Below are 21044 nucleotides of genomic sequence, written 5' to 3' on the forward strand. Positions count from 1 at the left end.
CCTCACAACGCCGCCCCCAGCGGCCCGTGTTCGGCCTCCATGTCGGCTGCCCAGTGCGCGGCCCAGTCCGGCTGCGTGCCGTCCGTGTCGGTGAAGCCGTACTCCCCGTAGAGCCCCCATGTGGCCAGCGCGCGGCCCGACTTGGTCATGACGTGCGGGTCCGCGGCGAGCGCGGCGACGGCGCGGCCGAGGTAGGCGGGGCTCTCGGAGTGCGCGAAGTGCGGGTCCTTCGCGGCGCCGTCGCGCCAGTTGGCCTCGGTCACGCCGAATCCTTCCAGCATCGCCTCCGAGCGGAGGAAGCCCGGGGTGATCGCGAGCGCCGTGACGCCGTGCGGGCGCAGTTCGGCGGCCTGGGCGACGGCGAGGCGGATGACGGCGGACTTGGCGAGGTCGTAGAAGAACGAGCCGCGGTAGCGGGCGGTGTTGCCGTCGGTGACCTCGACCACGAGGCCGCTGCCACGGGCGACGAGCATGGGGAGGGCGTAGCGGCTGGTGATCACATGGGTCTCCACCGCCTGCCGCAGCAGCCGCAGCCCGGTGTCGAGGTCCTGCTGCCACAGCGGGCGGTCCCAGTCGGTCAACGGGTCGCCGCCCCATATGCAGTTGACCAGGACGTCGAGGCGTCCGTGCTGCTCGACGGCGATCCGGCCGACGAGCGCGCGCACGTCGTCCGGGCTGCTGTGGTCGGTGCGGACGGCGATGCCCGTGCCGCCCGCGGCGGTGACCAGCTCGGCGGTCTCCTCGACGGTCTCGGGGCGGTCCAGCGGGGAGCGCCCGGCGGTGGCGCTGCTGCGGCCGGTGACGTACACGGTGGCGCCCGCGGCGCCGAGCTGGACCGCGATGCCGCGCCCGCCGCCGCGGGTCCCGCCCGCGACCAGGGCCACCCGGCCGGCCAGCGGGGCTGCGGGCGGGCCTGCGTGCGTCGTCATGATGCCTCCGTGTCGCGTGTCGGGAGATGCGGGGCGAGCAGGGTGCCGAGGTCCCGGCGGAGCCGTTCGGCGAGGGTGCCGCGGCGTTCGAGGGCCCAGTTCAGGCCCGCGCCCGCGGTGACCGCGCGGACGGCGTCGGCGAGCGCGGGCACGTCCGTGCCGGGCCGCAGCTCGCCCGACTCGGCGGCCCGCGCGAGCAGTTCGGCGACGGCCCGGCCGTACGCCTCGTGGACGGCCCGCGCGCGGGCGTACAGCTCGGGGTCGGTGAGGTCCGCGCACAGGAAGGCCAGGTGGTGCGCGTAACGCTCGGGGGTGACCATCGAGGCGGCCGACTCGACGGTCAGTGCCCGCAGGGCATCGAGCGCGCCGCGGTGCTCGCGCCGTACCCGGTCGGCGACGTCGGCGGCCTCCGCTGCCGAGCGGTCGGCGAGGGCGAGCAGCAGGCCGTGCTTGGAGCCGAAGCGCTGCACGAGCGTGCCGGGGACGAGGCCGACCTCGCGGGCGACGGCGGCGAGGGTGAGCCCGGCGGGCCCGAGCCGTCCCATGACGTCGGCGGTCGCGCGCAGGATCACCGCGTCCTCGACAGCGCGCGGGCGTGCCACGGGGGACCTCCCTGGACGAGTAAATGAACGTCCATTTATTAATAGCCGACAGCCCCGGACCAGGGCAACCCCCGCCCGTCCGCGCACGGCCCTCAGACGGGCTGCCGCAGCCCCGCGACCAGGACCTTCACCAGCCGCCGGGCGTCGTACCGCGGATCGGACTCGGCCCCGACGCACAGATTCCCGATGCCGCGCATGAGGTGGTACGCGTCCAGGTCCGCGGCGCGCACCTGCCCGGCGGCGGTGGCGGCGGCGAGCAGCGCGTCGCACACGGGCACGAGCCGGTCGAGGAAGTACGTGTGCAGCGTCTCGAACCCGGCGCTGTCGCCCTGCATCGCGGCGGCGAGCCCGTGCTTGGTGACCAGGAAGTCGACGAAGAGGTCCACCCAGCGGGCGAGCGCGTCGTGCGGGGTGGGCTCGGCGGCGAGCAGCGCGGGTCCGGCCTCCGCGCACGCGTCGACCTGGTGCCGGTAGACGGCGATGACGAGGTCGGCGCGGGTGGGGAAGTGCCGGTAGAGCGTCCCGACCCCGACCCCCGCGCGCGCGGCGACGTCCCGCATGGGCGCGTCCACGCCGGACGCGACGAACGCCTCCGCCGCGGCGTCCAGCAGCGCCTGCTGGTTGCGCCGCGCGTCCTTGCGCCGCGAGCCGCCCGGCTGCGCGGCGCCGGGCGCGGGCGTGTCGCCCTCCGGGGCGGCGGCCTCGGGCGCGGCGGCCTCGGCGGCGGCCTCGGTGGTGGCGGCCTTCGGGGTGGTCCTTCGGCTGGTCTCGCGCACCCTGCGGTGCTCCTTCCGTGCGGCGACCGGCGGTCGGCCTTGCAAAACGGAACCGTGTTCCGTATCGTCGGTGACATCGAATCGGAACGTGGTTCCGCTTCGTTTATCGTGGCACACCGCGCCTCCGGCGGCCAGTCGTCGCCGGATCCGCGCTCCCGGAAGGCGTTTCCCACCATGGCCCACTCCGCCCCCACCCCCGTCGTCTCCGCCTGGCCCGTCGTCGTCCCGGCCCCCGGGCGGGGCACGGACCTCCACGTCCGGGTGTCCGCCCCGGCCGCAGCAGGGGAAGGCACCCTCCCCCTCGTCCTCTTCTCGCACGGCTTCGGCAGTTCCCTGCACGGCTACGCGCCGCTCGCCGAGCACTGGGCCGCGCGGGGCTTCGTCGTCGTACAGCCCACACACCTCGACTCGCGCACCCTCGGCGTGCCCGCCGACGACCCGCGCACGCCGCGCGTCTGGCGCATCCGGATCGACGACCTCGTGCGCGTCCTGGACGGGCTCGACACCGTCGAGCAGGCGGTGCCCGGCCTGCGGGGGCGGGTGGACCGGGGGCGTATCGCGGTCGCGGGGCACTCGTGGGGTGCGCAGACGGCCAGCACGCTGCTCGGCGCCCGGGTGCTCGGCGCCGACGGGACGACGCCCGGCGAGGACCTGACGGACGGGCGGGTACGCGCCGGGGTGCTGCTCGCCCTCGCCGGGCTCGGGGACGCCCCGACACCGCTGGCCGCCGAGCACTTCCCCTTCATGCGGCCCTCGTTCGCGGCGATGCGCGCCCCGGCGCTGATCGTCGCGGGCGACAAGGACCTGTCCCGCCTCACCACGCGCGGGCCGGACTGGTTCACCGACGGGTACGTCCACAGCCCCGGCCCGAAGAGCCTGCTCACCCTCCACGGCGCCGAGCACTCGCTCGGCGGCGTACCGGGCTACGAGGCCGCGGAGACGACGGACGAGAGCCCCGCCCGCGTCGGTCTGATCCAGCGGCTCAGCACCGCCTACCTCCGCAGCGCCCTCGACCCGGCCGACCCCGCCTGGCCCCGTGCTGCCGCGGACCCCGAAACCCTCGGCGGCCTGGGCGAGTTGCGCGGCAAGCCCGCCGCGCCGTCCGTCCGACCGGCCGTCTGACCCACCGGAAAGGCACCACCATGATCCTCGTCACCGGAGGCCTCGGCTTCATCGGCTCGCACACCGTCCGCGCACTGCTGGACCGCGGCGAGGACGTCGTCGTCCTCCAGCGCCGCCCGCGCCCGCTCCCGTCCTTCCTCGACGGCCCGGACGCCGCCCGGATCGCCGTCGAGTCCGCGGACGTCGCCGACCGCGACGCGCTGCTCGCCGTCGGCCGCCGCCACCACGTCACCGGCATCGTGCACCTGGCGGGCTCCTTCCCCTGGGACACCGCACCGGACACCGCGGTCGCCGCGACCCGCACATCCCTCGACGGCCTGCTCAACGTCGTGGAGGCGGCGCAGCGTTGGGGTGTGCGGCGGCTCGGCCTGGCGAGCACGATCGGCGTCTACGCGGGCACCGCCCTCGGCGCGCCGCTGCGCGAGGACGCCCCGCTCTCGCTCGCCGCCGGGCCCGTCTCCATCCCGACGTTCAAGAAGGTCGGTGAACTGCTGGGCGGCCACCTCGCGCACGCCACCGGGCTCGACATCGTCACCTACCGCATCTCCGGCACATGGGGGCCGCTCGGCCACTCCGACCCGTTCTTCGCCGCGCCCGCCCTCGTGCACGCCGCCGCCCGGGGCGCCGCGCCCGACCTGTCGCACCTCGCGGGCCCGGCCCGCGCCGGGGACGGGCTGGACCTGACGTACGTCAAGGACACCGGCCGCGCCCTCGCCCTGCTCCAGCTCGCGGACACCCTGAACCACCGTACGTACAACGTCGGTTCGGGCCGGGCGACGACCAACGCCGAGGTCGCGCGGGCGCTGCGCGCGGCCGTCCCGGACGCCCGGGTGGACCTTCCGGCGGGGGGCGAGGACGCCCCGCGGATGGTGTTCGACATCAGCCGGCTGACCGGGGACACCGGCTACCGGCCGGAGTACGGCACGGAGCGCGCGGCGGCCGACTACGTCGCCTGGCTGCGGGCGGGGAACACCGCCTGACGGCGGCCGAGGGGGCGGGACAGGGGGGAGTTGGTCTAGTCCTCTTGACGCGGTACACCTGCGCGCGCTTTGGTATGTACCAACTCAGGCCTGAGATGAACTCCTCCTCCCCCCCACCACTTCACGCCCGAGGGGCTTTCATGCACCTTGCCAAATGGGTGGCTTCCGCCTCCGCGCTCACCCTCGCGACCGCCGGCGCCGTCCTCGCCCTGGCCCCCGCCGGCAACGCCGCGGCGACCAGCACCTACGCCGTCGCCCCCTACGTCGACATGAGCAACAGCCAGGAGGGCCTGCTCGACCAGGCCATCACCGGCCACGGGCTCAAGGCCTACACCGCGGCCTTCGTGCTCGGCTCCGGCTGCAACCAGATCTGGGGCGACACCCTCCCGATCGGCAACGACTCCTTCACCGACCCGCTGATCGCGAAGGCGAAGTCCGAAGGCGCGTCCGTCATCATCTCCTCCGGCGGCGCCAGCGGCCTGCCGCTCGCCTGGACCTGCTCCACGCAGAGCTCGATCGTCTCCGGCTACCAGGCCCTCATCAACGACTACGGCGTCACGCAGCTCGACTTCGACATCGAGGGCGCCGCGGTCGCCGACACGGCGGCCGCGGCCCGCCAGATGCAGGCGATGAAGACGCTCAAGGCGTCCAACCCGAACCTGCAGTTCTCGGTCACGCTGCCGGTGCTGGCGAGCGGACTGACCGCCGACGGCGTCAACATCGTCAAGGCCGCGAAGACCGCGGGCGTGAAGATCGACGTCGTCAACATCATGACGATGGACTACTACACGGGCACCGGCACCGAGATGGGCCAGGGCTCGGTCGCCGCGGCCCAGGCCACGCTGTCCCAGATACAGTCCGTCGACTCCAGCTACACCTACGCCAACCTCGGCATCACGCCGATGATCGGCAAGAACGACGACGGCTCCACCTTCACCCTCGCCGACGCCCAGACCGTCGAGACCTTCGCCGAGCAGCACGGCGTCGGCCGCCTCGCCTTCTGGGCCGTGACCCGCGACCAGGCGTGCGGCGGCGGCGCCAACTCGCTGTCCACGTGCAGCCAGATCAGCCAGAGCCCGCTCCAGTTCACCGACACCTTCCTGAAGTACGCGGGCGGGTCCGGCGGCACGAGCGGCGGCACCACCAACGGCGGCACGTCCTCCGGAACCACCGGCTCGACCACCAACGGCGGCGCCACGACCGGCGGTTCGACCACGGGCGGGTCCACGACCGGCGGCACCGGCAACTGCCACGTCGCGTCCTGGAGTTCGTCCGCGATCTACACCGGCGGCAACCAGGTCTCCTGGAAGGGCCACACCTGGCAGGCCAAGTGGTGGACGCAGGGCGAGGAGCCCGGCACCACCGGCGAATGGGGTGTCTGGCAGGACCTCGGGGCCTGCTGAGCCCACGGCCCTGCCGCCCGTCACCGACCCCTCCCGCCCGTCGGCCCGACCCCGCTCCCGGGGCCGGGCCGACCCCCGTTCTCGGACCGGCGGACGAGGTCCATGATGGTGCCGGGACGCGAACGAGGGGGGACGCGATGCTCGCGCAACTGGCAGTGAACTGCCACCAGACGAACTGCACGGGTCATGTGGACAACACGCCCGCCTACTACATCTTCGGCGCCATCGGCGCGGCCATGATCCTCGCGCTCGTCGCGGCGGCGGCCGACAGCGCGAACCGGAGGCGGATCCTGGAGCGCGGGGTCGCCGCGACCGCGGAGATCCTGAAACTCTCCCCGCGCAAGGTGCAGAACGACGGCATGGTCGTGCTCGACATGACCCTCGCCGTGACCCCGCCCGACGGCGAGCGCTTCGAGACCGAGACCGACCACAAGTTCCCCATCACCGCGCTGCCCCAGGTGGGGTGGACCCTCCCGGTGCGCTACCGGGAGAAGAGCTACTACCGCGTCCTCGTCTCGGGCGACGCCGTCCCGCCCGCGAGCCCGCCCGCCGATGCGCCCGCGAGCCGACCTGCGGACGCGCCCGCGGACCCGCCCGCCGACGCGCCCGGTGAGGAGTCCACGTCCTGAGGCCCGTCAGCCGCCGTCCGCCCCGGCCGCCCGTGTGCGCCAGTGGGCGAGGAACCGGCGGGTGGTCGCCGTCTCCGGATGGTCGGGGCCGAAGAGGCGGACCCGGTCGTCGAGCAGCTCGGCGAGGGCTTGCGCGGCGCCCGCCGCGTCGCCCGAACGCCCGCGCCACACCGCGAGGTTGTCCCGGGTGACCAGGGTCATGGGGTGGTCGGGGCCGTGGACCCGCAGCCGGTCGGCGAGCAGGTCGGTGTAGGCCGCGACCGCCTCGCGCGGGTCGCCCGCGCGCCCCCGCCACCGGGCGAGGTAGCTGCGGGTCGTGAGGGTGTCCGGGTGGTCCGGGCCCAGGACCCGCAGACGGCCGCGGAGCACGTCGGTGAAGTCGGCCACGGCGCCCGTGACGTCCCCCGCCCGGCCCCGCCACTGGGCGAGGTTGTGCCGGGTGGCGAGCGTGTCGGGGTGATCCGGGCCGAGGACCCGCAGCCGATCCGCGAGCAGGGCGACGTACGCCGTGACGGCGCCCGCGGCGTCCCCGGCGTGGCCCACCCAATGGGCGTGGTTGTGGCGGGCGTTGAGGGTCGCGGGGCTGTCCGGACCCATGACGCGCACGTGGTCGGCGGCGACCTCCGCGAGGATCTCGGCGGCCAGGGCCGGGTCGCCCGCGTGCCCCTGCCAGCGGGCGAGGTTGTTGCGCGTGGCGAGGGTCATGGGGTGGTCGGGGCCGTGGACGCGCAGCCGGTCGGCGAGCAGGGCCGTGAACAGCTCGACCGCGCCCGCCGAGTCGGACGCGATGCCGCGCCGCTCGGCGTGCTGGTCACGGACGGCGAGGGTGCCGGGGTGGTCGGGACCCAGGACGCGGACGTGGTCGGCCACGAGGTCGGCGAGGGCCGCGACCGCCCCGGCCGAGTCGCCCGCCTGCCCCCGGTAGCGGGCCACGTGGTGCCGCGCGGTGAGGACGTCGGGGTGCTCGGGCCCGAGGACGCGCGCCATGTCGGCGACGACAGCGGCCAGTCGGTCCGCGCCGCCCGCCGGGTCGCCCGTCTCACCGTGCCAGAAGGCTGCGTTGTGGCGGGCGACCAGGGTGTGACGGTGGTCGGCGCCGATGTGACGGGCGGCAGTGGCCGCGAGATGCGTGAAGTAGTCGGTGGCCGCGCCGGGTTGACCCGCCTGGCCCAGGCTCGTCCCGGCCCGGAAGAACACCGCGTCGGCGCCGGATCCGTACAGGCACCCGGAGTCGTCCGTGCAGGACATCAGCGCGGCGGCGCAGTCGCGCAGCGCCTGGGCCAGCGCGGTGTCCCGCTCGACCTCGGGCCAGGCCGCCCGCAGCGCGGCGGCCGCCGCGTCGGCCGCCCGCCCGAACTCCTGCGGCGACAGGGCCTCGCGCGTCGCACGCTGCACGACCTGGTGGACGCGCACCCGCCGCCCGGCCCCCTCCTCCTCCACCCCCGGCGCGCTGAGCAGGCTGACGCGGTGCAGGGCCCGCAGAGCGTCCTCCGCGTCCTCCCCCGTCACCGCGCGACCCGCGCGCCCGGCGAGGTGAGCGAGCACCGGCTCGGCGGTCAGGACGGGCGCGGGGATGCCGCCGGGCGCGAGGAAGGCGGTCAGCTCCAGCATCGGCCGGGCGATCCCGGCGGGGCGGAGCTGGTCGGCGTACTCCACCGACAGGCGCCACGCCGCCGCCATGGTGTGCGCCTGGTCGTCCGGCAGCGCGTCCGGGCTGAGGTCCTCCAGCGTGCGCGCCCGCCGGGCGAGCCGCTCCCGGTAGTCCGGCACCCCGATCCCGGCGTCCGCGATGTAGGCCGCGGCCTGCGACAACGCCAACGGCAGGCACCCCAACCCGACGGCGAGCGCCTCCAGTTGCCGGGCCTCCCCGTTGACGGGCGCGGGGCCGGCGCGGTCGGCGGCGGTGGAGTCGGGGTCGGCGGGTTCGGAGCCGGCGCGGTCGGCGGCGGCGGGTTCGGCGGTGGGGGTGAGCACCGAGGTCAGGTACGTCAGGGCCTCCCTCGGGGTGAAGACGCCGACGTCGATGAGGCGGCGGTCGCCCCGGCTGAGGGCCGCGTCCCGGCGGCGGGTGGTCAGGACGGTCCGGCCCGTCGCGACGGCCGGGGGCCACAGGCCCGTCAGGTCGTTGGGGTCGGCGACGTCGTCGAGGACGACCAGCCACCGGCGGTGGCCCGTCGCCAGCCAGGCCAAAAACGTGCGGGCGGCCTGCGGCGGGTCCGCCGGATCCGCCCCGCACACCTCGGCCCCGGCCTGTGCGAAGGCGGCGACCACCGCGTCCCGCCCGGTCGCCGTGACCCACACCAGCAGCTCGGCGCCGTCCGGCCCGCCGCACACCTCGCGGGCGAGGTCGGCGGCCAACTGGGTCTTGCCGACCCCGCCCATGCCGGTGAGCACCTGGCACAGCACCGCGGTGCCGCCGCCCGCGAGTGCGGCGCGCAGCCGTGCCCGTTCGGCTCGGTCCTGGAACGCGCCTGCCCGGGGCGGCACGACCCCGACCGTGTGCGGCCACACCACCGGGCCGCGCGGGGCCTGGTGCACATGCCGGTGCAGTTGCCCGATCACGCCCGCGGCCACGGAGCCGGAGCCCGCGGCGGTGACGGTCACCTCGCCGCCCGCGGCGAGCCCGCCCTCCGCCGCGCCCACGCCCGCGGGCCCCGAATCCACCGCACACACCCCCCGGACGACGACCGGCCGCCGAAAGACGACGCCCGTCGAGCGTAGGCCCGGGGGCCGGGTCGCGTCAGGCGAGCAACGCCGCCACCGCCGCGACGACGACCTCGCGGCGCCGGGCCGCGGACGTCGGGGCGGACACCGCGTCGTACTCGGGCACGTTGCTGCTCCAGAAACCGGACAGGTGCAGGACCAGGCCGAGCAGCTCGGAGGGGGAGTAGCGGGCGGGCAGGACGCCCGCGTGCTGGGCCTCCTCGATCGCGCGGACCTTCGCGCGGGTGCTCTCGGCGACGACCGGCAGCTCCACGCCGCTGCCCGCGCGCTCCAGCCGGTACCAGGTGGCGAGGCGCTGCACCCAGGGGCGTTCGACGTAGGAGTCGTGCAGGCGACCGGCGTACTCGGGGAGGTTCGCGGGGTCGATCGGGACGGCGTCGAGGGTCTGCCGGCACATCTCGTCGAAGACGGCGTCGAACAGGCCGTCCTTGCTGCCGTAGTAGTGGTAGATCTGCGCCTTGTTGCTGCGGGCCTCCGCAGCGATGCGGTCGACGCGGGCGCCCGCGATGCCGTACGCGGCGAATTCGGCGGTCGCCGCGTCGAGCAGGCGGCGCCGGGTCGCGTCCGCGTCGCGGGCGGGGACGTCCTTGGTCATACCGTCCACCGTATCAACTAACCGGACAGTTGACACAGGGGTGTCCGGAGGCCGGATACGAGGTTGTCCACAGGCCGCGGGGTGAGCGGATGCCGCCGCGCCGCCGGGACAGAACAATAGAGGGAGGGAGGGGCCGGGCGCCCGCGCCGAGCCTGCTTCCGGCCCCGCGCCGAGCTGTCCCGGGCTCGTGCCGGTCCTGCCTCGGCCTCGCGCCGTGCCCGCCCCGGCCCCGCGTCCGGCCCGTCCCGTCCCGTCCCGCAGCCGTGGGGTGCCCGGCCCGGCCGGCGCAGGGCGCGTGCCCCGCGGAGGGTGCCGTCCCCGGGCGGTGCGGTACGCCGTCCCGCCGGGCGCCGCGTCCGAGCGGGGCCCGGGGCGGTGGCTGTCCGACCGCCGCCCGCCCGGCGCGCTGCCCGCCCGCGCCCGCTGCACCGGAGGTGCGCACGATGACCGACCGTCCCGCCGTCCGTACACCGCAGGGGGTGCTGCGGGGGACGGTCGCGGGCGGGGCCGCCGCCTACCGCGGGGTGCCGTACGCCGTCGCCGGGCGGTTCTCGGCGCCGCGGGACGCGCCCGGCTGGACAGGGGTACGGGACGCCGCCGCGCCCGGCCCCGCCGCGCCCCAGCCGCCCTCGCGGCTCGCCCCCGTCATGGGGCCCGGCGGCGGGCTCCCGCAGAGCGAGGACTGCCTCGCGGTGCACGTGTGGACGCCCGACCTGCACGGCGAGGGCGGCACCGGCCTGCCCGTCCTGGTCTGGCTGCACGGCGGCGGCTTCTCCAGCGGCTCCGGCGGCGAGGACTTCTACGACGGCACGCAGCTCGCCGCGCGCGGGCACATGGTCGTGGTGACGGTCAACTACCGCCTCGGCGCCTTCGGCTACGCCCACCTCGGGCCGCAGGAGGCGGCCGTCAACCCGGGCCTGCTCGACCAGGTCGCCGCCCTGCGCTGGGTGCGGGCGTCGGCGCCCGCGTTCGGCGGCGACCCGGGCCGCGTCACGCTCGCCGGGCAGTCGGCGGGTGCCCTCTCCGTCCTCGCGCTGCTCGCCCACCCCGCCGGGCGCGGCCTGTTCGCGCGGGCCGTCCTCCAGAGCGCCCCGGCGGGCGTCGCGCCCGACGCCCCGGAGCGGGCCGTCGCCCGCGCGCGGCGCCTGGCGCGGCTCGCGGGCGTGCCGCCCGGCCCCGACACGGGCGGGGAGGCGGACCCCGAGCCGGGTGGGCCCGCGCCGCCGTGGGCCGCCGGGCTGCGCTCCCTCGGCGTCCGCGCGCTGCTCGGCGCCCAGCAGGCCCTGGCCCGCGAGGCGGCCGAGCCGCTGTCCGTGACGCCGCCGCTGCAACTGGTCGCGGCGGGCGGGCTGCCCGCCGATCCCGTCGGCGCCGCGCGCACCGGCGTACCGCTCCTGGTCGGCACCGCGCGGGACGAGGCGCGGGCCTTCTTCCCCGACGAGCCCGCGGCCGTCCTCGCCGACGTCACCGCCCGGCGCTTCACCGACGGGACGCTCCGCCTCGCGGCCCGCGCCGCCACCGCGCACGCCTACCGGTTCGACTGGGCCCCGCCCGGCAGCCCGCTCGGGCCCTGCCACTGCGTCGAGCTGCCCTTTCTCTTCGGCGCCGACCGCCCCGCCTGGCGCCCGGCCCCGATGCTCGCGGGCGCCGACCCGGCGGACCTGCGCCGGCTGACCGCCGAGGTCCAGACCGCGTGGGCGGCCTTCGCGCACACCGGCGACCCGGGGTGGGCCGCGTACCCGTACGTCAGGATCTTCGAGTAGCCGCGGCTCCCCGGCCCCGCCTCCGCTCCCCGGAACGCGGTCGACACCTTCCGGCGGCGGCGCCGACAATCGCGCCATGAGCCTTTCCGTGCACACCTTCGGCTACGACGCCGACGGCGGCCACGACTTCCTCGACGACCCGGACGGCGGCCGCGACCTGGCCGGGTTCGAGAGCACCCGGAAGCGGCTGTGGGGCGGCGAGGCGGTCGTGGCCCTGGGGGCGCGGTTCCTGCCGCGGCTCGCGCGCGAGGATCTCTACGTGGAGCGGGACGACATCGCGGACTTCCTCGCCGAGTGCGCCCTGCTGCGGCCGCACCTGGACGACCTGGCCGAACGCGGCGGCTACCTCCCGGACTACGTGCGCGCGCGCTTCGCCAACATCGTCGCGGCCGCCGAACGGGCCCGGGGCGTGGGCGGCGGCATCGTCATCTGGTGACCTGACCGAAGGGGCCTCCCGGGCCCTCCTGCGCATCCCGGGCCCGTGTCCGGGGGCCGCGCGGGGCGACACGCGCTTATCAACTAACCGATCAGTTGACAACACTCCTCGGGCGAGGTTCCATGGGAGACGTTGCTAATCAACCGGTTAGTAAGAAGTGTCGGCCGGTGCGCAAGGAGACAGTCATGCCGGAGCAGATGCCTGAGCAGAACACCACCACCACACCCCTCGTCCTCCTGGTCAGCGGCGCCTCGCGCGGCCTCGGGCGGGAGATCGCGGCGGCCGCGCTGGCCGCCGGGCACCGGGTCGTCGCCGGGGTCCGCAAGGCCGGAGCGCTCGACGACCTCGCGGACGCGTACGGGGAGCGGCTCGCCGTGACCGAGCTGGACGTCACCGACGGCGAGGCGGCGCGCGCCGCGGTCCGTACCGCGGTCGACCGCTTCGGGCGGCTCGACGTCCTGGTCAACAACGCGGGGTACGCGAACGTCGGCTCCGTCGAGGACGTCGACTTCGAGGACTTCCGCGCCCAGGTCGACACCAACCTCTTCGGCGTCGTCCGCCTCACGCAGGCCGCGCTGCCGGTCATGCGCGAGCAGCGCGCCGGGCACATCGTGCAGATCTCGTCGGTCGGCGGGCGGCTCGCGACCCCCGGGCTCGGGGCGTACCAGTCCGCGAAGTGGGCGGTCGGCGGCTTCTCGTCGGTGCTGGCCGCCGAGGTCGGCCCGCTCGGCATCAAGGTCACCGTCATCGAGCCGGGCGGCATGAGCACCGACTGGGCCGGGTCCTCGATGCGGATCGACCCCGTCCGGCCGGAGTACGAGGAGACCGTCGGCGCGATGGCGCGCGTCCACTCCCCGCAGGCCCTCGCGGCGAGCGACCCGGTGAAGGTCGCCCGGCTGGTCCTGGACGTCGTCGGCCTCGACGAGCCGCCGCTGCGGCTGCTCGCCGGTCCGGACGCGTACGCCTACGCCACGGCGGCGGGCCGCGCGCTGCTCGCGTCCGACGAGCGGTGGCAGCAGCTGAGCGAGTCCACGGCCGTCGACGGCGTCACGGCCGAACAGCTCGACCCGCTGCGGCAGTCGCGCTGACCGAGCCGCAGCCCGCCCCGGGGCCGACCCCGGCCCGCGCCCCGTGCAGCCGTACGCCCAACCGTCAACCACCCCTCATGTGCACGTAGTTGACGGTGGCCGTTCGGCCCGGGGGAACGCGTGGCATCCTGTGACCTTCACGCCCCGCCGGTCACCGTCGGAAGGACGGCCCGGGGGAGGGGCTTGGGGGGGAGTGGGGCGCATGAAGCTGTGCTTTCTGGTGGAGGAGAACTACCGTCACGACGGCATGCCGGTGGAGGTGATCCGGCAACTCACCGCGTGGGGCCACCAGGTGGACGTCGTACGGCCCGGCGGCTCGCTGCTGCGGATGACCGACCTGCTGCGTACGGCCGCGCACGACGCGTGGGTGCTCAAGACCGTCTCCGGCGGGCCCGGCCTCACCCTGCTGGAGGCCGCCGCGGCAGCCGGGCTCACGACCGTCAACGACGCGCGGGCCATCCGCGGGGTGCGGGACAAGGCGCTCGCCGCCGCGATCGGCCGGGCCGGCGGGGTGCCGATGCCGACGACCTACGCGGCCGCCCGGCCCGAACTCCTCGCCGAGATACCCGAGTCGGACTACCCGCTGGTCGTCAAGCCCGCCGACGGCAGTTCGGGGCGGGCCGTGCACCTGGTCGCCACGCCCGCCGCCCTCACCGCCCTCGCCCCGGAACTGCGCGGCGAGGGCCTGCTCATCGCGCAGCCGTACGTGCCCAACTCCGGTGTGGACATCAAGGTCTACTGCGTCCGCGACGACTTCTACGCCACCGAGCGCCGCTCCCCGCTGCACCCCGACCTGCCGCAGCCCGAACGCCGGGTGGCGCTGCCGCGCGAGGTCGCCGCGATCGCCGCGCGCGTCGGCGCGATCTACGGGCTCGACCTCTACGGCCTGGACGTGCTGCTCGCCCCGGACGGCCCGGTCGTCGTGGACGTCAACGACTTCCCGAGCTTCCGGCAGGTACCCGACGCGGCCGCGCGCGTCGCCGCCGCCGTCCTCGGCCTGGCCCGCGACCGCCGCCCGGCACCCCCGGCCCCACGCCCCGCCCCCGTCCCGACCTCGGCCCCCACGGCCGTCCCGGTCCCATGAGCACCCCCGGTGGGGCGGAGGGGCCGCTCGGGACGGACCCGGGCCGTGGCCCCGGTGGGGCGGAGGGGCCGTTCGGGACGGACCCGGGCCGTGGTCCCGGTGGGGCGGAGGGGCCGTTCGGGACGGACCCGGGCCGTGGCCCCGGTGGGGCGGGTGAGCCGTTCGGGACGGACCCGGGCTCGCGGGTCGCGCGGTCCCGGAGTCGCAGTCCGCTCGGGGCCGCTCCTCCGGGGGCGCCGCCGCGGGTGCGGCGGCCGCTGCGGGTCGGGCTCGTCACGACCGACCCCGGCCACCCGCTGCTCGCCGCGGCGGCGGCCCTGCTGGCGGGCGGCGGCGCGAGCGTCGAGGTGCTCGATCCGGCGGGCCCCCGCCCACCGGGTGAGCCCGCCGACGTCTACCTGCTCAAGGCCCGTACACCGCAGGCGCTGGAGCTGGCCCGCGCGCTGGAGGACGCGGGGGCGCGGGTCCTCAACTCCGCTGCCGCGACCGCCCGTTGCCAGGACCGCCAGGCGATGGCCGCCGACGCCCTGGGCGCGGGGCTGCCCTTCGCGCCGACCCGCTGCTATCCCTCGCCCGCCGCACTCGCCGCCGGGGAGGCGCAGTCCGGGCCGGTCGTGGTGAAGAGCAGGCACAGCCGCAAGTCCGACACCGTCGTACGGCTCGACGGCCCCGCGGCCGTACGGGACTTCGCGGCCACCGCGCCCGAAGAGCCGTACGTCGTGCAGGACTTCGTGCCCAACTCCGGCTGGGACCACAAGCTCTACGCCGTCGGCCCGCACGTCTTCACCGCCCGCCGCCGGTCCGAACTCGCCGCCCCCACCGCCGACACCGGGCCCGTGCCCGCCGCGCTCCCGCCCGCCTGGCGGGACCTGGTCCGCCGCACCGGTGCCGCCTTCGGGCTGGAGGTCTACGGCGTGGACGTCGTCACCACCCCCGCGGGGCCCGTCGTCGTGGACGTCAACGCCTTCCCCGGCCTGCGCGGCCGCCCCGGCGCCCCCGAGGCGCTCGCCGCGCTCGTGCTGCGCGGCGCGGGCGGCTGGACGGCCGCGGCCTGCGGCGGCCCCTGGGCCTGAGCCCCGGCTGGGCCCCGGCGGACCCGGACCGTACGGTCAGGAGGCCGCCCTCGCGCGCGCCGCCTCGATGTCGGCGTGGTGCGCCTCCGCCCACCGGCACAGCCCGTGCAGCAGCGGGGACAGCGACTCCCCGAGCGGCGTCAGCGAATACTCGACGTGCGGCGGCACCACCGGGAAGGCCTCCCGGTGGACCAGCCCGTCCGCCTCCAGCGAGCGCAGCGTCTGCGTGAGCATCTTCTGGCTGATCCCGCCCACCGTGCGCATCAACTCGGCGTGCCGGTGCGGGCGGTGCCCCAGCAGGAAGAGGATGAGCGCGCTCCACTTGTCGGAGACCAGCTCCAGCACCTGGCGCGACCCGCAGTGCGGGTTGAGGACGTCGGGGACGGCGATCCCGGGCGGCCCGACGGCGCCGAAACGGGTGTTGGTGCCGGTGCTGCCGTCGGGTCCGGTGCCGGGGCCGCTACCGGGTCCGGTCTCGTCGGGCATGGGGTGACTCCTTCGTGCCGGGCCGGCCGGCGGTGGGCGACAGGCACCCGAAAGTGCGTACTGGTCAGCGGAATCGACTGAAGCTTACGGTCCCGGTGTGGCCAGGTGCCGCCCGCCGCAAGGGAGTCGGCCCACCCGGCGCGGCAGCGCCCGCCCGTGCCCCGGGCCCGGGGCACGGCGCCGTACGCCACCACCCACCCTTACGACAGGACAGGAAGCGGATACGTCATGCGCTACGCAGTGCTCGGCACCGGCATCGTCGGCCGGACCCTCGCCGGCAAGCTCGCCACGCTCGGCCACGAGGTCGTCGTCGGCACCCGCGACCCGGGCGCGACGCTCGCCCGCACCGAGCCCGACGCCTACGGCAACGCCCCCTTCGCCGCGTGGCTCGCCGCCCACCCGGCCGTCGTGCTCGCGACCTTCGCCGAGGCGGCCGCGGGCGCGCAGGCCGTCGTCAACGCCAGCTCGGGCGCCGCCACCCTCGACGTGCTGGCCGCGGCCGGTGCCGCGAACCTCGCCGGGAAGCCGCTCGTGGACGTCGCCAACCCGCTGGACTTCTCGCGGGGCGCGCCGCCCTCGCTCGACCCCGTCAACACCGACAGCCTCGCCGAGCAGATCCAGCGGGCCTTCCCCGCCGCGAAGGTCGTCAAGACGCTCAACACGATGAACGCCGCCGTCATGGTCGACCCGGCCCGGGTGCCGGGCGAGCACACCGTCTTCGTCTGCGGCGCCGACGCGGGCGCGAAGAAGGAGGTCACCGCGCTGCTGGAGTCCTTCGGCTGGCCGCCCGCCAGCGTCATCGACCTCGGCGGCGTCGCGAGCGCCCGCGGCACGGAGATGCTGCTGCCCGTGTGGGTGCGGCTGTTCGGCGTGATAGGCCACCCGGACTTCAACTTCCACATCGCGGGAGCGGGCACCCGGGCCTGAGCCGCCCCCCGCCCCGGGCCCGCGCTCGGGTCCGTACGGAGGGGGCGGCGCCGCCCGCGCGGTCAGGGCGGCCCCGACCCGTTCAGCCAGAGCGCCCCGTACACCGCGGCCCCCAACGCGCACACCGCCAGCACCGCCGCCCGCCACCGCACCCGCAGCCGCCCCAGCGCCGCCGCCACCGGCACCAGCACGCCGAACGCGGGCATCAGCAGCCGCGGCTTCGAGCCGAAGTAGCCCGACGAGCACAGCGCCAGCGCGAGCACGATCCCCGTGTAGACCTGCACGGGCAGCGGCAGCCGCGGCCCGCCCTCCCGGAAGCCCCGCACATACCCCCACAGCAGCACCCCGACACCGGCCGCGAGCAGCACCCCGCCCACGTACGGCGGGCGCGCCGCGAGCCCGCCGGTGAAGCGGACGAAGGCCGCCCCGCCGTCGAAGCCGTTGCCCCACCCGCGCTGCACGTCCAGGTAGCCGAACAGGCTGCCGCGCCGGGCGCCCACCCACAGCACGTACCCGGCGGCCCCCGCCGGGGCCAGCAGCGCACCGGCCACCAGCCGCGGTGAGACCCCGGCCCGCCGGGCGTGCGTCCCCGCGGCCACCAGCACCGCGCACGCCACCGCGAGCCCGATCGGCCGGGTCAGCCCGGCGGCCGACGCGAGCAGGCCCGCGGCGATCCACCGCCGGTCCAGCGCGCAGCACAGCGACCACGCGGCCAGCGCGGTGAACAGCGACTCGCTGTACGCCATCGACTGCACGATCCCCACCGGCAGCGCGGCCCACAGCACGACGGCGGTGATCGCGACGTCCGGCCGCTTTGGGACGGACCGCCGCACCACCGCGTGGATGCCCGCGGCCGCGGCGAGCGAGGCCACCGCCGAGACCAGCAGCCCGGCGTCCGGCTCCGCCAGCCCCGTCAGCCACGACACCGACCGCTCCAGCCACGGCAGCAGCGGGAAGAACGCCAGGTCGGACAGCCGCCGACCGTCCGGCGCGGTCAGGACGTAGCCGTATCCCCGGTCGACGACCCGCACGTACCAGAGCGAGTCCCAGCGGCGGGAGAGCAGCGTCACCGCGCTCTTGCCGTTCGCCGCCGACCAGACCGCGAGCACGACGAGCCCGGCGGCGCGCACCGCCGCGTAGCCGCACAGCGCGACCACCAGCCCGCGCCGGGCACCCCCGGCGCCGGACCCGGGCAGCGGCCGCCGCGTCGGAAGACCTGCCGTCAGCACGGCACCGGCTCTCGCTCTCGTCGGGGACGGTCGACGGGAGCCCGGCCCCGCCACCGTACGCGTACGCGTACGCGCTGCCGTGCCCCCCGCCGCATCCTACGGGGACGACACGAGGGTGCCCGGATCCCGGCCGCTGGGTGGGTGGTTGCTCGCGCAGTTCTCCCCCAGGGCTTCGCCTGGGAGGTGCCCCCACGCGCCCCTGGGTGGTACCCGGCGGGGCATCGCGCTTTCCGTCCGGGGGTGCGTCGGGGGCCGCCACGGGGCACCTCCTCGGAATGCGCGTTCGGCCTCGTACCGAGTTGGTGAGCTACGCCCAGCGCATTCCTGCGGGGGGCACCCCGCACCGTCCCCCTCCAGGCCGGACCAGCGGCTGCCAGCCGGTGGGGGTGAGCGTCCTTGGGCGAGGCTGCGGGGGAGGGCACCCGTTTTTCAGGGGCGCGGCAAGCCCCCACCGGCGGAAGGTCGCGGCGACCGCCGCAAGAGGCATCCCGGAGCGCGAAGGGCCCAAGGGAAGGGGCTCAGTGGAGGGAGTGGAAGGTGGAGCGCAGGCGGCGCGCCTCGGCGAGGCGGCGTTCGTAGGTGGCACCTACGTAGACGAGGAGGCCGCCCGCCAGGGCGACGGGCGCCCAGTGGGGGACGTGCGCGAGGGAGTGCAGGACGGCCGGGGCGAGCTCGTGCGCCGCGTCGGCGAGCAGGACGAGGCCGCCCGTGACGAGCGGGGCCCGGAGGCGGTGCCGGGCGCCGAGCAGGGTCACCGTCAGCGCCGCGGCGCCCAGCAGCAGGGGCCGGGGCCCGTGCGGCTGGGCCCATACCGCGACCAGGCTGGGCAGCAGCGTCGCGCAGAGGCCCGGCCCGTACGCGGGCCATGAGCCGAGCGCGGGTGCGCGGCGGCGCCGCAGGTGCCCCAGGGCGAGGAGTACGGCGGAGGGCCCGACGGTGTACGGCTCGGGGGCGTGCACCTCCGCGAGGGCGAGCTGCACCCACAGGGACGCGCTGAGCAGGAGCGCGGCCGCGGTCGCCGCGGCCCGGCGGCGTTCGGCGCGGAGCGCGGTTCCGGCGGCGCCCGCTCCGGCGAGGGCCAGCGCGAGGCTGAGTTCCTGCGGGTGCCCGGCGGTCGCGGTGACCGCCACCGCGCCGAGCACGTATCCGGCGTACTCCGCCCCCGCCCCGGCAGCCCCCGCCACGGGTACGGTCGCGAGCGCGATCCCCAGGACGGCGAACGCCGCGAGGTGCGACGGCAGCCCGGCGGCGTGCGCGGCCCGCGCGGCCTCGTACCCGAGTGCGGCGACGGCCACCGTGCCCGCCGGGAGGACGAAGCGCCGCGCCGCGGCGGCGCCGCCCGCGACGACGGCCGCGATCCCCCACACGGTGAGCGCGGCGCCGTCCCGCGCGAGGGACCAGCCGAGGGCGACCGCTCCCGCGGCGAGCAGGGCACAGAGCGCGGCGGCGGGCCCGGCCCCCCACGGCGGCGGGAGGTGGGGGCCCGCAGGCCCCGCGGGTCCGGTCCGGACCAGGGCCGCGGTCGCGGCGAGCGCGAGGGCCGTCGGGACCGCGACCGCCACCGCGTACGGGGCGCCCGCCGCGACGGGCGCGGTCACGGCCGCCGCCACCGTGGCCACCGCCGCCCCGCACCACAGCGGCAGCGCCACCGCGCGGAAACGTACGGCCGCTCCCGCCGCGACAGCCGCCACCAGGGCGGCGACTGTCGCGACGGTTCCGGTGACATGCCACGTCCCGGGGAAGTCCGGTGCCCCGCGCAGGGGTTCGGTGAGTGCGCGGAGCAGGTCCGGAAGGACGGACACGCCTGCGGCGGCCAGCGCGAACGCGCCGGCCGCCGACAGTCCGAGGGCCACGGGGCCGTGGCCGCGGCGGGGCGGCAGGGCGAAGGCCACCGCCGCCAGCAGCGCCGCCGGGCCCGCCCATGCCAGGGGGAGCCACGCGTGCGGCAGCGCGAGGTGCGGTGCGACCGCGGCGGCGGCGAGCAGGGCCAGGCCCGCGAGCGCCGCCGTGACCGTGCGGACGGGCGGCGCGGCGGCGCGCAGGCCCGCCGCCGCCAGGCCCAGCGCGGCGGCGAGCAGCAGCGGGACGCAGGCGCGCAGCGCCGGGCCGTAGGAGTCGAAGGAGTACGCGGCCGCGCCCGCGAGCAGGCCCCCCGCGGCCGCCCCCACCGCGGCGGCGCCGAACGCGAAGGGCCCCGGCACGCGCGCCCGCAGCCGGGCCGCCACCGCGAGGTCTACGCCCGCGCTCACGAGCAGGGCGTACGCCAGCCCCGTGGCGTGGGCGTGCCCGTACCCCGCGGTGAGCGGGGCGGGCAGTTGCAGCAGCAGCACGGCGGCGTACGGCAGCAGCTCCGAGCGGCTGAGCCGCGCGTACGCCGCCGCTCCCGCCGCGGCGAGCCCCGTGACCGCGGCCCAGTAGCCGTACGCCCGTACGCCGTCGAGCCCGGCGAGTCCCGCGGCCCGGGCGGCGTACGCGTCGAGCAGCACCAGCGCGAGGCCCACCGCCGAGGCGGTCTCCGCGGTGGCGGCCAGGGCGCGGCGCCGCAGCGGGAAGGGCGCGGCCAGTACGGCGAGCGTCAGCACCGCCAGGACGGCGGTGCGGGCGCCGATCCCGAAGCGCCCCCAGCTCACGAGCGTGAACACCAGCCCGGCGAGGGTGAGCAGCGAGCCGCCGAGCGTGAGCAGCAGCGTCTGCGCGGACCGCGCCCCGGCATCCGGCACCGGCACCCCCGCGACGTCGGCGCGCCGCCCCCGCAACACCGCGAGCAGCGCCGCCCGCCGCTGCACCAGCACCGCCTGCCGCGCCGCGATCCCCCGCAACTCCGCCGCGATGAGCCCCAGTTCCACCACCTCGCCACCGACGAGCGGCAACCCGCACCGCCCACATCCGGCGGCAGCCGGACCAAGCGGCCACCCACAGTCGGGACACCGGTCGAGTTCCATCCCCCGAGTCTGCGATTCCCCCCGCCGAGCGGCATGAGTACGCATACTCAATCCCGCCCGCCCCCCCCGTGCCCCCTCCGCACCGCCGCCGCCCGCCCCGCAGGGGCGCGGGGAACTGCGCGCCCAGCCCCCACCGGCCGGTGGTCCGGCGCGGACCGGTTCGCCCCTCCGGGTCGGCTACCCCCCACGGCCCGGCGGCGGCCCCGCAGGGGCGCGGGGAACTGCGCGCCCAGCCCCCACCGGCCGGTGGTCCGGC

18 protein-coding genes are annotated in these 21044 nt (G+C 76.8%); 10 read left to right on the forward strand and 8 right to left on the reverse strand.

The window, feature by feature from the left end; translation table 11 throughout:
• Positions 1-2: 2 nt before the first annotated feature.
• The 3 genes from ACH4PY_RS06065 to ACH4PY_RS06075 all read right to left on the reverse strand — a co-directional run bounded on the left by ACH4PY_RS06065 (position 3) and on the right by ACH4PY_RS06075 (position 2142).
• Positions 3-929 carry an SDR family oxidoreductase gene (locus tag ACH4PY_RS06065; RefSeq protein WP_398176436.1) on the reverse strand — a complete coding sequence of 309 codons (927 nt, stop codon included), beginning with the start codon at positions 927-929 and terminating at the stop codon, positions 3-5.
• Complete coding sequence (locus ACH4PY_RS06070) at positions 926-1531, reverse strand: TetR/AcrR family transcriptional regulator (protein WP_398176438.1); 606 nt, start codon at positions 1529-1531, stop codon at positions 926-928. The genes ACH4PY_RS06065 and ACH4PY_RS06070 overlap by 4 nt, the downstream gene beginning before the upstream one ends.
• Before the next feature lie 92 nt (positions 1532-1623).
• Positions 1624-2142: a TetR/AcrR family transcriptional regulator gene (locus ACH4PY_RS06075; protein ID WP_398177583.1), complete on the reverse strand. Its 519-nt coding sequence runs from the start codon at positions 2140-2142 to the stop codon at positions 1624-1626.
• 339 nt (positions 2143-2481) lie between these two features.
• Between ACH4PY_RS06075 and ACH4PY_RS06080 the strand changes: the two genes are divergently transcribed.
• The 4 genes from ACH4PY_RS06080 to ACH4PY_RS06095 all read left to right on the forward strand — a co-directional run bounded on the left by ACH4PY_RS06080 (position 2482) and on the right by ACH4PY_RS06095 (position 6441).
• Entirely contained in the window at positions 2482-3429 is a 948-nt protein-coding gene (locus tag ACH4PY_RS06080; RefSeq protein ID WP_398176440.1) for an alpha/beta hydrolase family protein, read from the forward strand.
• Positions 3430-3449: 20 nt separating this feature from the next.
• Entirely contained in the window at positions 3450-4409 is a 960-nt protein-coding gene (locus tag ACH4PY_RS06085; RefSeq protein WP_398176442.1) for an NAD-dependent epimerase/dehydratase family protein, read from the forward strand.
• Positions 4410-4549: 140 nt separating this feature from the next.
• Complete coding sequence (locus ACH4PY_RS06090; RefSeq protein ID WP_398176444.1) at positions 4550-5812, forward strand: chitinase; 1263 nt, start codon at positions 4550-4552, stop codon at positions 5810-5812.
• Between the two features lie 137 nt (positions 5813-5949).
• Positions 5950-6441: a hypothetical protein gene (locus tag ACH4PY_RS06095; RefSeq protein WP_398176446.1), complete on the forward strand. Its 492-nt coding sequence runs from the start codon at positions 5950-5952 to the stop codon at positions 6439-6441.
• 6 nt (positions 6442-6447) lie between these two features.
• On the opposite strand, the gene ACH4PY_RS06100 is transcribed toward ACH4PY_RS06095, so the two are convergent.
• Together ACH4PY_RS06100 and ACH4PY_RS06105 are read right to left on the reverse strand one after the other, a co-directional pair.
• Positions 6448-9105, reverse strand: a complete 2658-nt coding sequence (locus ACH4PY_RS06100; RefSeq protein WP_398176448.1) for a tetratricopeptide repeat protein — start codon at positions 9103-9105, stop codon at positions 6448-6450.
• A 76-nt stretch (positions 9106-9181) separates the two neighbouring features.
• Positions 9182-9760, reverse strand: a complete 579-nt coding sequence (locus ACH4PY_RS06105) for a TetR family transcriptional regulator (protein WP_398176450.1) — start codon at positions 9758-9760, stop codon at positions 9182-9184.
• A gap of 443 nt (positions 9761-10203) precedes the next feature.
• Here ACH4PY_RS06105 and ACH4PY_RS06110 point away from each other — a divergent pair, with 443 nt between their 5' ends.
• The 5 genes from ACH4PY_RS06110 (at position 10204) to ACH4PY_RS06130 (ending at position 15204) form a co-directional block, all read left to right on the forward strand.
• Complete coding sequence (locus ACH4PY_RS06110; protein WP_398176452.1) at positions 10204-11523, forward strand: carboxylesterase family protein; 1320 nt, start codon at positions 10204-10206, stop codon at positions 11521-11523.
• A gap of 76 nt (positions 11524-11599) precedes the next feature.
• Positions 11600-11959, forward strand: a complete 360-nt coding sequence (locus ACH4PY_RS06115) for a hypothetical protein (RefSeq protein WP_398176454.1) — start codon at positions 11600-11602, stop codon at positions 11957-11959.
• Positions 11960-12144: 185 nt separating this feature from the next.
• Positions 12145-13047, forward strand: coding sequence for an SDR family NAD(P)-dependent oxidoreductase (locus ACH4PY_RS06120; RefSeq protein WP_398176456.1), 903 nt, complete (start codon positions 12145-12147; stop codon positions 13045-13047).
• Between the two features lie 202 nt (positions 13048-13249).
• Entirely contained in the window at positions 13250-14131 is an 882-nt protein-coding gene (locus ACH4PY_RS06125) for a RimK family alpha-L-glutamate ligase (protein WP_398176458.1), read from the forward strand.
• 245 nt (positions 14132-14376) lie between these two features.
• Positions 14377-15204, forward strand: a complete 828-nt coding sequence (locus tag ACH4PY_RS06130) for a RimK family alpha-L-glutamate ligase (RefSeq protein ID WP_398176460.1) — start codon at positions 14377-14379, stop codon at positions 15202-15204.
• Between the two features lie 36 nt (positions 15205-15240).
• Here the strand turns inward: ACH4PY_RS06130 and ACH4PY_RS06135 are convergent, their stop codons facing one another.
• On the reverse strand, positions 15241-15690 hold the full coding sequence (locus tag ACH4PY_RS06135; RefSeq protein WP_398176462.1) for a winged helix-turn-helix transcriptional regulator: 450 nt from the start codon (positions 15688-15690) through the stop codon (positions 15241-15243).
• A 228-nt stretch (positions 15691-15918) separates the two neighbouring features.
• Here ACH4PY_RS06135 and ACH4PY_RS06140 point away from each other — a divergent pair, with 228 nt between their 5' ends.
• Complete coding sequence (locus ACH4PY_RS06140) at positions 15919-16617, forward strand: NADPH-dependent F420 reductase (protein WP_398176464.1); 699 nt, start codon at positions 15919-15921, stop codon at positions 16615-16617.
• A gap of 62 nt (positions 16618-16679) precedes the next feature.
• On the opposite strand, the gene ACH4PY_RS06145 is transcribed toward ACH4PY_RS06140, so the two are convergent.
• Positions 16680-17843 (reverse strand): hypothetical protein, encoded by a 1164-nt coding sequence (locus ACH4PY_RS06145; RefSeq protein ID WP_398177586.1) that lies wholly within the window; start codon positions 17841-17843, stop codon positions 16680-16682.
• A 521-nt stretch (positions 17844-18364) separates the two neighbouring features.
• Positions 18365-20716 (reverse strand): SCO7613 C-terminal domain-containing membrane protein, encoded by a 2352-nt coding sequence (locus ACH4PY_RS06150; protein ID WP_398176466.1) that lies wholly within the window; start codon positions 20714-20716, stop codon positions 18365-18367.
• Positions 20717-21044 lie beyond the last annotated feature (328 nt).

Source organism: Streptomyces sp. NPDC021224, assembly GCF_044332905.1.
Lineage (GTDB): Bacteria > Actinomycetota > Actinomycetes > Streptomycetales > Streptomycetaceae > Actinacidiphila.

Excerpts from the sequence above, each read along its gene's own strand:
- ACH4PY_RS06065 (WP_398176436.1), bottom strand. The coding sequence starts at position 929 with ATGACGACGCACGCAGGCCCGCCCGCAGCCCCGCTGGCCGGCCGGGTG.
- ACH4PY_RS06080 (WP_398176440.1), top strand. The coding sequence starts at position 2,482 with ATGGCCCACTCCGCCCCCACCCCCGTCGTCTCCGCCTGGCCCGTCGTC.
- ACH4PY_RS06125 (WP_398176458.1), top strand. The coding sequence starts at position 13,250 with ATGAAGCTGTGCTTTCTGGTGGAGGAGAACTACCGTCACGACGGCATG.
- ACH4PY_RS06090 (WP_398176444.1), top strand. The coding sequence starts at position 4,550 with ATGCACCTTGCCAAATGGGTGGCTTCCGCCTCCGCGCTCACCCTCGCG.
- ACH4PY_RS06115 (WP_398176454.1), top strand. The coding sequence starts at position 11,600 with ATGAGCCTTTCCGTGCACACCTTCGGCTACGACGCCGACGGCGGCCAC.
- ACH4PY_RS06140 (WP_398176464.1), top strand. The coding sequence starts at position 15,919 with ATGCGCTACGCAGTGCTCGGCACCGGCATCGTCGGCCGGACCCTCGCC.
- ACH4PY_RS06120 (WP_398176456.1), top strand. The coding sequence starts at position 12,145 with ATGCCGGAGCAGATGCCTGAGCAGAACACCACCACCACACCCCTCGTC.
- ACH4PY_RS06110 (WP_398176452.1), top strand. The coding sequence starts at position 10,204 with ATGACCGACCGTCCCGCCGTCCGTACACCGCAGGGGGTGCTGCGGGGG.
- ACH4PY_RS06095 (WP_398176446.1), top strand. The coding sequence starts at position 5,950 with ATGCTCGCGCAACTGGCAGTGAACTGCCACCAGACGAACTGCACGGGT.
- ACH4PY_RS06135 (WP_398176462.1), bottom strand. The coding sequence starts at position 15,690 with ATGCCCGACGAGACCGGACCCGGTAGCGGCCCCGGCACCGGACCCGAC.
- ACH4PY_RS06085 (WP_398176442.1), top strand. The coding sequence starts at position 3,450 with ATGATCCTCGTCACCGGAGGCCTCGGCTTCATCGGCTCGCACACCGTC.
- ACH4PY_RS06105 (WP_398176450.1), bottom strand. The coding sequence starts at position 9,760 with ATGACCAAGGACGTCCCCGCCCGCGACGCGGACGCGACCCGGCGCCGC.